The sequence below is a fragment of the Xylophilus sp. genome, assembly GCA_009914555.1.
Classification (GTDB): domain Bacteria; phylum Pseudomonadota; class Gammaproteobacteria; order Burkholderiales; family Burkholderiaceae_C; genus WNDY01.
Window position 1 is genome coordinate 101,375 of sequence record WNDY01000003.1, and the last position, 11,906, is coordinate 113,280.

An 11,906-nucleotide genomic window follows, 5' to 3' on the forward strand; every position below is an offset into this window, starting at 1 on the left:
ATGGCTTTTTTCACCGACACGCAATCGAAAAAGAAGGCGCGCCGCACGGCCGCCGCCCTGGCACCGGCCGCCGCGCTAGTGCTGCTGCTGGCCGTGCCGGCTATCGGCCCGCGCGCGCTGGTGCAGGACCTGTTCATGGTGCTGACGCTGCTGGTGCTCGCGCTCAACTGGAACCTGCTCGCCGGCTTCGCCGGGCTGGTCTCGGTCGGCCAGCAGGCGTTCGTGGGCGTGGGCGCCTACACGCTGTTCGCGGCCGTGATCCTCGGCGGCTGGGACCCGCTGGCCGGCATCCTCGCGGCCGGCGCGGCGGCCATGCTGTGCGCGGTGCCGATGGCGTTCTTCGCCTTCCGGCTGCACGGGGCGTACTTCGCCATCGGCACCTGGGTCGCCGCCGAGATCGCGCGGCTGGCGCTGGCGCAGTGGAAGGCGCTCGGCGGCGGCACCGGCACCTCGCTGCCCAAGGGCGCGGTGAACGCGATGGCCGGCGTGCAGGCCGTCAAGGGCTGGCTCGGCATCGGCAGCGCTGCCGCCGCCGACGCGCTGGCCTACTGGCTCGCGCTGCTGCTGGCCGCGGCCACGCTGGCGGCGAGCTACGCCTTCCTGCGCTCGCGCCCCGGCCTGGGCCTGCAGGCGGTGCGCGACAACCCGGAGGCCGCGCGCTCGGTGGGCGTGGACCCGCTGCGGCTGAAGGCCCAGGTGTTCCTGCTCACGGCCTTCGGCACCGGCGTGTGCGGCGCACTGCTGTTCCTCCAGATCACCCGGGTGACGCCGGAGACGGCCTTCTCGGTGGTCCACTGGACGGCCTTCGTCATCTTCGTCGTGGTGATCGGCGGCATCGGCACGCTGCCTGGCCCGATCGTCGGCGTGGCCGTCTTCTATGCGCTGCAGCGGCTGCTGTCGGACTACGGCACGGCCTATCTCATCGTGCTGGGCGCGGTCGGCATCGCCACCATGCTGTTCGCGCGGCGGGGGCTCTGGGGCCTGCTGTGCGACCGCACTGGTATCGAGCTACTGCCGCTGCGCCAGCGCCCGCCCGCCCCGCCCGCGGCGCGTACCCCTTTGCCCAAGGAGAACACCACCCATGACCCGATTCTTCACTGAGGCCGATTCGGCCGACGTCGTCAACGCCCGCATGGGGCCGGACGTAGAGCCGCGCCTGCGCGACGTCATGTCCGCCCTCGTGCGGCACCTGCATGCGTTCGCCAAGGAAGTCCAGCCGACGCAGCGCGAGTGGGAGTCCGCCATCGACTTCCTCACGCGCACTGGCCAGATCTGCGGCCCGGAGCGCCAGGAGTTCATCCTGCTGAGCGACACGCTGGGCTTGTCGATGCTGGTGGACGCGATCAACAACCGCCGCCCGCCGGGGGCGACCGAGAACACGGTGCTCGGGCCCTTCCACGTCGAGGGCGCGCCCGAGCGCGCGCACGGCGCCAACATCTCGCTCGACGGCAAGGGCGAGAGCTGCCTGTTCGAGGGCCGGGTGCTCGGCCTGGACGGCGCGCCCATCGCCGGCGCGCGCGTGGACGTGTGGTCCGACAACGCCGAGGGCTTCTACGACGTGCAGCAACCCGGCGTGCAGCCGAAGTGGAACAACCGCGGCATCTTCGTCACCGGCGAGGACGGCGCCTACCGCTTCGTGGGCATCAAGCCGGTTAGCTACCCGATCCCCGACGACGGCCCAGTCGGCCAGCTGCTCGCGCGCCTGGGCCGCCATCCCTGGCGGCCGGCGCACATGCATTTCCTGGTCACGGCGCCGGGCTGGCAGACGCTGGTGACGCACACCTTCGTCGGCGGCGACCCGTACCTCGAATCGGACACGGTGTTCGGCGTCAAGCAGACGCTGGTGGCGCCGTTCGAGCGGGTGGAGGGCGGCGAGACGATCTGGCGCTCGCCGTTCGACTTCGTGCTGGTGCCGGCGGCGGCCGGCCAGTGACACCCCGGGGCAGAAAGAAAGGAAGAGAAAGATGCTCTTCGCGTTCATTCTCATCGACAAGCCCGGCCGGGGCGAACTGCGCCAGCGCCTGCGGCCGCAGCACAGGGCCTATCTCGAAGCCGTGGCCGACCGGCTGGCCTTCGCCGGCCCGCTCACCCACGACGACGGGCAGACCATGCTCGGCAGCCTGCTGGCGATCGACTTTCCCTCGCGCGACGCTGCCCATGCCTGGCTGGCCAGGGAGCCTTTCACGCAGGCCGGCCTCTATGCCAGCACCACGGTCCACGCCTTCGTCAACCTCTGGCCGCAGAAGGCCGGCTTTGCGCCGGCCGCCTGAGCCGCAGCTACCCCGGCCGGCGCATGCGGAACAGCGCCTCGGGCGTGATCTCGAAGTAGTCGGCCGGCCCGCCGCCGCGCAGGATGGGATGGGCCGCGCCGGTGTCGTAGATGCCGTCCTTGAGCAGCGCCGTGCCGATGTGCACGCCGACCACTTCGCCCAGCACCAGCCAGGTCGGCACCTTCTGGCCGTCTGCGCCCTGGAGCTGCACCAGCTGGGTCAGCCGGCATTCGAAACTGACCGGGCTCGCGGCGACGCGGGGCGCCTTCACGAGGCGCGAGGGCGCGGCCGCCAGGCCGGCGAGGTCGAATTCGTCGACCTCCGGCCCCACGGCGGCGCAGGACGCGTTCATTGGCCCGGCCAGCACGCGCGTGACCAGGTTCCAGACGAATTCGCCGGTCGCCTCCACGTTGCGAACGCTGTCCTTCCAGCCGATGCTGGCGAAGCCGACGATCGGCGGCGTGTAGTTGAACGCGTTGAAGAAGCTGTAGGGCGCGAGGTTGCGGCGACCCCGGGCATCGACCGTGGCGACCCAGCCGATCGGCCGCGGCCCGACGATGGCGTTGAACGGGTCGTGCGGCAGGCCGTGGCCCTGGCGGGGTTCGTAGAAGTGGCGGGCGGCGTCGGCGGTCACGGCAGGCTCCTCGAAGGCAAGAAAGCGGCAAGGCTATCGCAAACCCGGCGCCGGCGTTCAAGTCGCGCCCACGGCGGCCGATAACCGCAAGAGCGTGCCGGCCCGTGCCGGCAGCGCGCCACATTCCCGCCGCATCCTCCGCGCTTTCCATTCCACGCCGTCCATCCGTATGTCGCTCTCCCATTCCCGCCTTTCGCTGCGCCTGGCCCTGGCTTTCGGCGTCGTGCTGCTCGTGACCTCGGCGGCCGCCGCCATCGGGGTGTGGCGGCTGGCCGGGCTGCGCGGCATTGCCGACGACCTGGGCGGCGCATCGGCCGCACGGGCGCTGCTGGCGCAGGAGCTGCATGCCATCGTCGTGCTCAGCTCCGCCCGGGCCGAGGCGCTGCTGGTGGCCGACGAGCCGGGCTTCGTGGCCCGCGTCGAGGCCGACCGCAAGGCCACCTCGGCCCGCTCGACCGAGGTGCGCAAGCGGCTCGACGCGCTGGCCACCGACGCCGAATCGCAGCGCCTGTTCGGCGCCATCGACGCGGCCGGCAACGCCTTCCGCGGCGTGCGCGACGACCTGGTCCGGCGCCGCAAGGCCGGCGAGGCGATTGCGCCCGGGGCCATCGCCACCGGCCTGCGCCCGGCCGCGCGCAGCTACGAGGATGCGGTGAACGCCCTGGCCGCCCACCAGCGCGGGCGCGTGGCTGCCACGCGCGCGGCGGCGGACGACAGCGCCCGCCAGGGCATCGCGCTGCTGCTGGCGGGCTCGCTGCTCGGGCGCTGAGCCTGGCCTGCGCCTGGTGGCTGGCGCGCTCCATCCTGCGGCCGCTCGGCGAAGCCTCGCGCGTGGCCGGCCGCATCGCCGAGGGCGACCTGACCGATACGGTCGCGCCGCCACCCGCGGGCAGCCGCGACGAGGTGCATGCGCTGCTGGCCGGCCAGGGCGCGATGCAGCAGCGGCTGGCCGCGCTGGTGGCCGGGCTGCGGCAGGCCAGCGTGTCGGTCGCCGGCGCCAGCAGCGAGATCGCGGCCGGCAACAACGACCTGTCGGCCCGCACCGAGCAGACCGCGTCCAACCTGCAGCAGGTGGCCGCGAGCATGGAGGAACTGCTGGCCGCCGTGCGCCAGAGCGCCGATGCGGCGCGCGAGGCCGATGCGCTCGCCGGCACCGCCCGCGGCGTGGCGGCCCGCGGCCAGGAGGCCGTGGCGCAGGTGACCGGCACGATGCAGGGCATCGCGGCCAGCTCGCGCCGCATCGCCGACATCACCGGCGTGATCGACGGCATCGCGTTCCAGACCAACATCCTGGCGCTCAACGCGGCCGTGGAGGCGGCGCGCGCCGGCGAGCAGGGCCGCGGCTTCGCGGTGGTCGCCAGCGAGGTGCGCAGCCTCGCGCAGCGCAGCGCCACGGCCGCGCGCGAGATCGGCGCGCTGATCGGCGAGAGCGTGCGCCAGATCGACAGCGGCGCGGGCCTGGCCGAGGTGGTGGCGGCGGTCGAGAAGGTGTCGGCCGTGGTCGCCGGCATCCGCACCGCGGCGGCCGAGCAGAGCACCGGCCTGGGCCAGGTCGGCGAGGCGGTGTCGCAGCTGGACCAGGCCACGCAGCAGAACGCCGCGCTGGTGGAGGAATCGGCGGCGGCGGCGCAGGGGCTGCAGTCGCAGGCGCAGCAACTGGCGGAACTGGTCGGAACCTTCCGCATGAGGTAGCTGGGGTATGGTCCTGCAGCGACCGTGTTTTGCCCGCTCTGGAGTCTATGAAAAGGGAGTATCAGCCGGCCGCCACCGCGCGCGCCACGGCCTCGGCCACCTTCACGCCGTCCACGCCGGCCGACAGGATGCCGCCCGCATAGCTCGCGCCTTCGCCGGCCGGGAACAGGCCGCGCACGTTGAGGCTCTGGAAGTCCTCGCCGCGCGTGATCCGGATCGGCGACGAGGTGCGCGTCTCCACGCCGGTCAGCACCGCGTCGGGCAGGTCGAAGCCGCGGATCTTGCGCGCGAACGCCGGGAAGGCCTCGCGCATCGCCGCGATCGCATAGCCCGGCAGCGCGCCCTGCAGGTCGCCGAGCGCCACGCCGGGCTGGTAGCTCGGCAGCACGCTGCCGAATTCCTTCGACGGCCGGCCCGCGATGAAGTCGCCCACGAGCTGGCCCGGCGCGCTGTAGTCGCCGCCGCCGAGCGCGAAGGCGTTCGATTCGAGCCGGCGCTGCAGCTCGATGCCGGCGAGCGGGTGCGGGCGGCCCTGCGCGCCGTCGGCCACGTCGATGTGGCGGTAGTCGCTCGGATAGTCGGCCGGGTCGATGCCGACGACGATGCCGGCGTTGGCATTGCGCTCGGCCCGCGAATACTGGCTCATGCCGTTGGTCACCACGCGGCCCGGCTCGCTGGTGGCCGCGACCACGGTGCCGCCCGGGCACATGCAGAAGCTGTAGACCGCGCGGCCGTTCGACGCGTGGTGCACCAGCTTGTAGTCGGCCGCGCCCAGCAGCGGGTGGCCGGCGTGCCTGCCCCAGCGCGCGCGGTCGATCAGGCCCTGCGGATGCTCCACGCGAAAGCCCACCGAGAACGGCTTGGCCTCGATGTGCACGCCGCGGCGGTGGAGCATCTCGAACGTGTCGCGCGCGCTGTGGCCCAGGGCCATCACGACATGGTCGGTGCGCAGCTCGGTCGTGGCGCCGCTGGCCTGGTCGAGCACGGTCAGGCCGCGCAGGGCGCCGTCCTCGATGTGCACGTCCACCACCTTCTGCTGGAAGCGGATCTCGCCGCCCAGCGCCACGATCTGCGCGCGGATGTTCTCCACCACCTTCACCAGCTTGAAGGTGCCGATGTGCGGGCGCGCGACATAGAGGATCTCCGGCGGTGCGCCGGCCCGGACGAACTCCTCCATCACCTTGCGGCCGAGGAAGCGCGGGTCCTTGATCTGGCTGTAGAGCTTGCCGTCGGAAAACGTGCCGGCGCCGCCTTCGCCGAACTGCACGTTCGACTCGGGCGTCAGCTCGCGCCTGCGCCACAGGCGCCAGGTGTCCCTGGTGCGTTCGCGCACCGTCTTGCCGCGCTCCAGCACGATCGGCTTGAAGCCCAGCTGCGCCAGCACCAGCGCCGCGAAGATGCCGCAGGGCCCGAAGCCCACGACCACCGGCCGCTCGGGCGCCGAGAACGGCGCGCCGGCCGGCGGGCGCCAGGCCATGTCGGGCGTGGGCGCGATGTGCGGATGGCCCGCATGGCGCGCGAGCAGCGCGGGCTCGGCGGCCGCATCGGCCAGCGCGACGTCGGCGATGTAGACGGCCCGCAGCTCGGCCTTGCGCGCATCGAAGCTGCGCTTGTGCACGTCCACGCGGACGATGGCTCCGGGGTCGATGCCGAGCAGGCGGGCGGCGGCCGCGCGCAGCGGCTCGTCGGGGGAATGCGCTGCCTCCAGCGGCAGCTTGATTTCGGAGAGGCGGATCATCGTGGGGCGGCCCGTGGCGATCGGGCATGCATGCGGGCGGAGAGCCCGCGATTATCCCGCCGCGGCGCGCCGCTGGCCGAGCGGCCGTGTCCACAGCTCGGCCAGCAGCACGCCGGCCACCGTCAGCCCGCCGCCGACGGCGTGGTACGGCTCCAGCCGCTCGCCGGCCATGAACCAGGCCGCCACGGCCGTCAGCAGCGGGATCAGGTTGAAGAACATCGCGGAGCGCCCGGGTCCGAGCCGGGCCACCGCGCCCATCCAGGCGACCACCGCGACGATCGACGGCATGACCCCTGCGAAGGCCACCAGCGGCAGGTTGGCCGCCGTCAGCCCGGTGCGCGGCGACAGCAGGAAGAGCGGCAGCAGCGCCACCACGGCCACGACCACCTGCAGGTACAGCAGCTGCATGCGCGGCACCTGCGGCATGTGCCAGCGCTTGAGCAGGATGCCGTAGACCGCGTACGACAGCATGGCCAGCAGCATCAGCAGGTCGCCGCAGTTCACGCCGTGGTCCAGCAGCGACGCGGGACGGCCCGAGGACACCACCAACAGCACGCCCGCGATCGACACCACGGCGCCGACCAGCGCGCCGGCCGTCGGCCGCTGGCCCAGCAGGCCGATCGACAGCCCCAGCACCATCAGCGGCGTGAGCGAGCCCACGATGCCCATGTGCGTGGCCGTGGTGGAGTAGGCGGCGTAGTAGGCCAGGCTCTGGTAGATCACCATGCCCAGCAGGCCGAGCGCCGCGATGCGACCCAGCTGCGGCCGCACCGCCGCGCGGTTGCGCAGCACCGGCCCGAGCAGGAACGGCGTGAGCAGCACGCCGGCGAGCAGCCAGCGGTAGAAGGCGATCTCGGCCGCGCCGATCGCGCCGGCGGCCAGCTTGCTCACGACGGTGTTGACCGCCCAGATGGCGACGGCGAGCAGGGGAAGGGTGTAGGCACCCATGGAAGGCAGCTCCGGAACTCCGAGTAAGGATGCGCCTATCATCCACCTGTCGGTCCTGGAAGATATAGCGAATTCCGGACAGACCATCCCTGCATTCGGACGAATCGCCCATGCCCCAGATGCCGCCGGCCGCGGCCACCGTGCCCATCCAGAACGTGGAAGACCTGCGCGGTCCGTTCTACTGCCGCGACGAGGAGTTCGCCGCCGGCTCCGCCTCGCCGCCGCACAGCCACAGCTGGGGCCACCTGAACTACGCGGCGCACGGCACCATGCAGCTCGACTGCGCCGGCGCGCGCATGCTGTCGCCGCCGCAGTACGGCATCTGGATCCCGCCCGGCGTGGTGCACAGCGCCTGGCAGCGCCAGGCCGTGCGCTACCGCTCGCTCTACGTCGCGCCGGCGCGCTGCCGGCGGCTGCCGGCGCAGGCCTGTTCGCTGCGCATCGGGCCCATCATCCGCAGCATCCTGGTCGACTTCGCCGCGCGCGGCGTGCGCGAGCCGCAGACCGTGGCCGACCGGCGACTGGCCCAGGTGGTGGTCGACCAGCTGGCCGGCACGCCGCCCGAGCACAGCTACCTGCCGGCCGCGGGCACGCCGGCGCTCGCCGCCGTGCTCGATGCCCTGGCCGCCCGGCCCGGCGACGCACGCACGCTCGCGCAATGGGCCGAGGCGGTCCACACCACCGAGCGCACGCTGGCGCGCCGCTGCCGGGAGGAGCTGGGCATGACGCTGGGCGAATGGCGCCAGCGCCTGCGCTACCTGCGCGCGGTCGATGCGCTGGAGGCCGGCCGCGGCGTGCAGGAGATCGCCTTCGACCTCGGCTACGGCACGGCGTCGGCCTTCATCGCCATGTTCCAGCGCGTGGCCGGCATGCCGCCGGAGCAGTTCCGGCGCACGCTGCTGGCCGGCAGCGGCACGGGCATGGATGCCATCCCGTAGGCGGGGCACGAAGACGCGGCCGGGGTCGTCCGGGCGCGTCCGGGCGCGCGGCCCGGCGGCCTTCTTGCTGCTACCGTGGCCCTTCGCGTCCCTTTCACCCCTCTTTCCAGGAGCAACGCATGGCCGACACCCCTTCCAGCTTCACCCTGACCAGCCCTGCCTTCCACGACGGCGACACCCTGCCGCAGGCCCATGTCCACGACAGCGCCGGCGGCGCCAACCGCTCGCCCGCGCTGCGGTGGAGCGGCGCGCCGGCCGGCACCCAGGCCTTCGCGGTCACCGCCTACGATCCGGACGCGCCGACCGGCTCGGGCTGGTGGCACTGGGTGGTCTACAACCTGCCGGCCGATGCGACCGGCCTGCCCGAAGGCGCCGGTAGCGCCGACGGCGGCGCGCTGCCCGCGGGCGCGAAGCAGGGCCGCACCGACTTCGGCTCCGAAGGCTACGGCGGCGCCGCGCCGCCGCCCGGCGACAAGCCGCACCGCTACGTCTTCACGGTGCATGCGCTGAAATCAAGGATCGACGTGCCGGCCGACGCGACGGCCGCCTTCGTCGGCTTCAACCTCCACTTCGCCACGCTGGCCAAGGCGTCGGTCACGGCGCGCTACGGCCGCTGAACTGAACGGAACGCGCGCGGCCGGCCGCACCGGCCCCGCTGTCGCTACCGGCCGCGCAGCAGTTCGTCCAGGAAGTCCTCGTCGAACGGCAGGCCGTCCGCGCCGGCGCGCCGCCGCAGGGCGACCTCCTGGCGCAGCCAGCGCTTGAGATAGGCAGGGTGCTCGCGCAGCGCCTGCAGTTCGACGCGCAGCTGGCCGATGTCGTCCTGCAGGTCCCGCACCTGCGCGCGCAGCAGGGCGGGCAGCCTGGCGGGCTTGAGCGGGGCGAAGGCGTCGTAGCCGAACTCCATGCAGAACGCGCCATGCGCGCCCAGCGTCTCGCGCTGGAGTTCGGCGAGCTGCTCGGCCAGCACGCGGTTGTAGTGCCGCAGCCGCTCCTCGCCGAGGCGGGCGATGTGCTGCGGGTCGATCTGCTCGGCTTCGAGCTGGAGCTGCAGCAGGTCGAGCAGCCGGCCGGCGGCGTAGGCGTCGTTGGCCCGCTGCATGAGGGCGGTCTTGCGCTCGCGCTCGGCCGGGTCGCCCTCGCGGTCGGGGTGCAGGGCGCTGGCGAGTTTGCGGTAGACCTCGCGCACCGACCGGCCGGCCTGCTGCGCCGCTTCCTGCTCGCGGCGCTCGCGGGCGCCGGGCTTGTTGCCGCCGCGGCCGCCGCGCGCGGCGTGGTGCGCCGCACGCTGCTCCTCGGCGCGGTCGCGGGCCGCGTGCATCTGTGCTTCCACGCGGCGCAGGACGTCTTCGGGCGAGTCGAGGTCCACGTCGTCGCCCAGGTCGAGGCCGAAGGCGTCGCGCGCCACGGCCTTCACCGCTTCGCGGGCGCCGGCTCTGGCGGCGTCGAAGCCTTCGTCGGCATGGCGGTCGTGGATCTCCTTGAGGGCCTGCCGCTCGGCGTCGTCGCCGGTGGCGTCGATCAGGTCTGCGGCGATGTCCGCGATGAGGTCGTGCAGTGCGGCGCGGTCGGCCTTGGACAGGCCCTTGGCGCCGCTGCCTGCGTCGAGCAGGCGCAGCTGTTCGGCGCGCAGGGTGCGCCAGATGCCCAGCAGGGGCTCCAGTTCGCGGGCATGGCGGGCGCGGTAGGCGGGCACGGCCTCCTGCCAGGCGGCGAGCAGGGCGCGCTGCGATTCGATGCGCTTGACGAGGCTGTTGAACTTCTTCTGCGCGGCGCTCAGCGCCGGCATGCCGCCGTCGCCGCCGCTGTCGCCGATGCGCAGGGTCGGGGTGTGTCGGATGGTCATGGGCGCAACGATAGTGCATGGCGTGCGCCGCAGCAGCCGACAATGGCGGCTTCGTCCGCCCATCCCTCTGCGCCGCATGCTGCTGACCGCCATCTACCTCGTCGCCATCGCCGCCGAAGCCGCGTCGGGCGCGCTCATGGGCATGCGCCGGCGCATGGATCTGTTCGGCATCTGCTTCATCGGCACGGTGACGGCGCTGGGCGGCGGCTCGGTGCGCGACATGCTGCTGGGCCACTATCCGCTGGGCTGGGTGGCGCATCCGGAGTACCTGCTGTTCACCGTGGGCGCGGCCATCGCCGCGGCGCTGCTGGCGCGGCATGCGCACCGGCTGCACGGCATCTTCCTGGCGCTCGATGCGCTCGGGCTCGTGGCCTTCACGGTGATCGGCTGCAACGTGGCGGAGTCGGCGAACGCGCCGCTGGCCATCGTGGTGCTGATGGGGCTGGTGACCGGCATCTTCGGCGGGCTGGCGCGCGACGTGCTGTGCAACCAGGTGCCGCTGGTGCTGCGGCGCGATTTCTACGCCTCGGTGTCGCTGCTGACCGGGCTGCTCTACGTGGGTCTGCAGCGCGGCGGCATCGCGCCGGGCCATGCGACGCTGGTGGCGGTGCCGGCCGGCTGCGTGCTGCGGCTGGTGGCGATCCGCTTCCGGCTCGGGCTGCCGGTGTTCGCCCCGCCCGGCGACGCAAAAAAATAGCCCGGATACTCCGGGCTGGATGCTTCTCCAGCGCGCGTGATACGCCCGCTGGCGGAAGTTGGCCTGGGGAGTATGCGCACTACTCGCCGTCGCCTTCAGGCGCAGCGCCGTCGCCGGCTTCGGCCGCCGCCGCGCCGCCACCCGTCAGCAGCGTGCGCGCGGCCTGGCGCACCTGGGCCTTCTCGCCGGCGCTGGCGAACTTGCTGTACTTGTGCAGGATCGGCACCAGCTGGCCGTAGACGCGCGGGTTGCCGGCCAGGCACTCGCGCTGGTGGAGGAAGTCGGGCTCGCCGGTGAAGTTGCCGATCAGTCCGCCGGCCTCGGTCACCAGCAGCGAGCCGGCGGCCACGTCCCAGGGCCACAGGCCGGTCTCGAAGAAGCCGTCGGTGAAGCCCGCGGCCACGTAGGCCAGGTCCAGCGCAGCGGCGCCGGGGCGGCGCAGGCCGGCGGTGCGGGTCATCACGTCGTTCATGATCTGCAGGTACTGGCGCAGGTTGTCGCCCGGGCGGAACGGAAAGCCGGTGGAGATCAGGCTTTCCTTGAGCTGCGTGCGCTTGGAGACGCGGATGCGGCGCTCGTTCACATAGGCGCCGCGGCCCCTGGTGGCGGTGAACAGGTCGTTGCGCGACGGGTCGTAGACGACGGCCTGCTCGACCTTGCCGCGCACCGCGAGCGCGATGCTCACGCAGTAGACCGGAAAGCCGTGGATGAAGTTGGTCGTGCCGTCCAGCGGGTCGATGATCCAGACGAATTCAGAATCCTTGGCGCCGTGCGCGCTGCCGCTCTCTTCGGCCAGGATGCCGTGGCCGGGATAGGCGGTCAGCAGCGTCTCGATGATGGCCTGCTCGGAGGCCTGGTCCACCTCGGTCACGAAGTCGTTGACCTGCTTCTGCGACACGCGCACCGATTCCACGTCGAGCGCCGCGCGGTTGATGATGGCGCCGGCGGCGCGGGCGGCCTTGATGGCCACGTTGAGCATGGGATGCAGGTTGGACGACATGGACTGTGGGGGAAGGGCAGGGAGCGGCGGGGCGCCGGTGCCCGGCGATGCGGGCGCGAAGGGCACGCATTCTACGCCCCGGCCGCGCCCCGGCGGCCGGTCGCAAAGGCAGGACAACGCAAGGGCCGGCGACCGCGCCGCCG

At 72.8% G+C, this 11,906-nt stretch carries 13 protein-coding genes; 8 read left to right on the forward strand and 5 right to left on the reverse strand.

Going from position 1 to position 11,906, the window contains the following annotated elements; all coding sequences use genetic code 11:
• Genes GAK38_RS03270 through GAK38_RS03280 form a run of 3 tightly spaced genes read left to right on the forward strand, consistent with a single transcriptional unit; the run spans nucleotide 1 to nucleotide 2,270 of the window.
• On the forward strand, nucleotides 1-1,101 hold the full coding sequence (locus GAK38_RS03270; protein WP_325341404.1) for a branched-chain amino acid ABC transporter permease: 1,101 nt from the start codon (nucleotides 1-3) through the stop codon (nucleotides 1,099-1,101).
• Nucleotides 1,082-1,933, forward strand: a complete 852-nt coding sequence (locus tag GAK38_RS03275; protein WP_325341406.1) for an intradiol ring-cleavage dioxygenase — start codon at nucleotides 1,082-1,084, stop codon at nucleotides 1,931-1,933. Before GAK38_RS03270 ends, GAK38_RS03275 begins: the two co-directional genes overlap by 20 nt.
• 31 nt (nucleotides 1,934-1,964) lie before the next feature.
• Nucleotides 1,965-2,270, forward strand: a complete 306-nt coding sequence (locus GAK38_RS03280; protein ID WP_325341408.1) for a YciI family protein — start codon at nucleotides 1,965-1,967, stop codon at nucleotides 2,268-2,270.
• 7 nt (nucleotides 2,271-2,277) lie between these two features.
• Here GAK38_RS03280 and GAK38_RS03285 read toward each other — a convergent pair whose 3' ends face one another.
• Nucleotides 2,278-2,904, reverse strand: a complete 627-nt coding sequence (locus GAK38_RS03285; protein WP_325341409.1) for a flavin reductase family protein — start codon at nucleotides 2,902-2,904, stop codon at nucleotides 2,278-2,280.
• 169 nt (nucleotides 2,905-3,073) lie between these two features.
• Here GAK38_RS03285 and GAK38_RS03290 point away from each other — a divergent pair, with 169 nt between their 5' ends.
• Nucleotides 3,074-3,673: an MCP four helix bundle domain-containing protein gene (locus tag GAK38_RS03290; protein WP_325341411.1), complete on the forward strand. Its 600-nt coding sequence runs from the start codon at nucleotides 3,074-3,076 to the stop codon at nucleotides 3,671-3,673.
• Nucleotides 3,674-3,735: 62 nt separating this feature from the next.
• Complete coding sequence (locus GAK38_RS03295) at nucleotides 3,736-4,596, forward strand: methyl-accepting chemotaxis protein (RefSeq protein ID WP_325341413.1); 861 nt, start codon at nucleotides 3,736-3,738, stop codon at nucleotides 4,594-4,596.
• Nucleotides 4,597-4,657: 61 nt separating this feature from the next.
• Here GAK38_RS03295 and GAK38_RS03300 read toward each other — a convergent pair whose 3' ends face one another.
• Together GAK38_RS03300 and GAK38_RS03305 are read right to left on the reverse strand one after the other, a co-directional pair.
• Nucleotides 4,658-6,334, reverse strand: a complete 1,677-nt coding sequence (locus tag GAK38_RS03300) for an NAD(P)/FAD-dependent oxidoreductase (RefSeq protein ID WP_325341415.1) — start codon at nucleotides 6,332-6,334, stop codon at nucleotides 4,658-4,660.
• Between the two features lie 51 nt (nucleotides 6,335-6,385).
• Nucleotides 6,386-7,282: a DMT family transporter gene (locus GAK38_RS03305; RefSeq protein WP_325341417.1), complete on the reverse strand. Its 897-nt coding sequence runs from the start codon at nucleotides 7,280-7,282 to the stop codon at nucleotides 6,386-6,388.
• Nucleotides 7,283-7,392: 110 nt separating this feature from the next.
• On the opposite strand from GAK38_RS03305, the gene GAK38_RS03310 reads away from it, so the two are divergent.
• Together GAK38_RS03310 and GAK38_RS03315 are read left to right on the forward strand one after the other, a co-directional pair.
• Nucleotides 7,393-8,220: an AraC family transcriptional regulator gene (locus tag GAK38_RS03310; protein WP_325341418.1), complete on the forward strand. Its 828-nt coding sequence runs from the start codon at nucleotides 7,393-7,395 to the stop codon at nucleotides 8,218-8,220.
• 119 nt (nucleotides 8,221-8,339) lie between these two features.
• Nucleotides 8,340-8,837, forward strand: a complete 498-nt coding sequence (locus tag GAK38_RS03315; RefSeq protein WP_325341420.1) for a YbhB/YbcL family Raf kinase inhibitor-like protein — start codon at nucleotides 8,340-8,342, stop codon at nucleotides 8,835-8,837.
• Nucleotides 8,838-8,881: 44 nt separating this feature from the next.
• On the opposite strand, the gene GAK38_RS03320 is transcribed toward GAK38_RS03315, so the two are convergent.
• Nucleotides 8,882-10,066: a molecular chaperone DnaJ gene (locus GAK38_RS03320; protein WP_325341422.1), complete on the reverse strand. Its 1,185-nt coding sequence runs from the start codon at nucleotides 10,064-10,066 to the stop codon at nucleotides 8,882-8,884.
• 82 nt (nucleotides 10,067-10,148) lie between these two features.
• Between GAK38_RS03320 and GAK38_RS03325 the strand changes: the two genes are divergently transcribed.
• Complete coding sequence (locus GAK38_RS03325; RefSeq protein WP_325341508.1) at nucleotides 10,149-10,763, forward strand: trimeric intracellular cation channel family protein; 615 nt, start codon at nucleotides 10,149-10,151, stop codon at nucleotides 10,761-10,763.
• Nucleotides 10,764-10,842: 79 nt separating this feature from the next.
• Here the strand turns inward: GAK38_RS03325 and GAK38_RS03330 are convergent, their stop codons facing one another.
• Nucleotides 10,843-11,763 (reverse strand): inositol monophosphatase family protein, encoded by a 921-nt coding sequence (locus tag GAK38_RS03330; protein WP_325341424.1) that lies wholly within the window; start codon nucleotides 11,761-11,763, stop codon nucleotides 10,843-10,845.
• Nucleotides 11,764-11,906 lie beyond the last annotated feature (143 nt).

What these genes read in the sequence shown, in the direction of transcription:
- GAK38_RS03320 (WP_325341422.1), bottom strand. Translation starts at nt 10,066, where the DNA reads ATGACCATCCGACACACCCCGACCCTGCGCATCGGCGACAGCGGCGGC.
- GAK38_RS03290 (WP_325341411.1), top strand. Translation starts at nt 3,074, where the DNA reads ATGTCGCTCTCCCATTCCCGCCTTTCGCTGCGCCTGGCCCTGGCTTTC.
- GAK38_RS03270 (WP_325341404.1), top strand. Translation starts at nt 1, where the DNA reads ATGGCTTTTTTCACCGACACGCAATCGAAAAAGAAGGCGCGCCGCACG.
- GAK38_RS03305 (WP_325341417.1), bottom strand. Translation starts at nt 7,282, where the DNA reads ATGGGTGCCTACACCCTTCCCCTGCTCGCCGTCGCCATCTGGGCGGTC.
- GAK38_RS03310 (WP_325341418.1), top strand. Translation starts at nt 7,393, where the DNA reads ATGCCCCAGATGCCGCCGGCCGCGGCCACCGTGCCCATCCAGAACGTG.
- GAK38_RS03315 (WP_325341420.1), top strand. Translation starts at nt 8,340, where the DNA reads ATGGCCGACACCCCTTCCAGCTTCACCCTGACCAGCCCTGCCTTCCAC.
- GAK38_RS03300 (WP_325341415.1), bottom strand. Translation starts at nt 6,334, where the DNA reads ATGATCCGCCTCTCCGAAATCAAGCTGCCGCTGGAGGCAGCGCATTCC.
- GAK38_RS03275 (WP_325341406.1), top strand. Translation starts at nt 1,082, where the DNA reads ATGACCCGATTCTTCACTGAGGCCGATTCGGCCGACGTCGTCAACGCC.
- GAK38_RS03280 (WP_325341408.1), top strand. Translation starts at nt 1,965, where the DNA reads ATGCTCTTCGCGTTCATTCTCATCGACAAGCCCGGCCGGGGCGAACTG.
- GAK38_RS03330 (WP_325341424.1), bottom strand. Translation starts at nt 11,763, where the DNA reads ATGTCGTCCAACCTGCATCCCATGCTCAACGTGGCCATCAAGGCCGCC.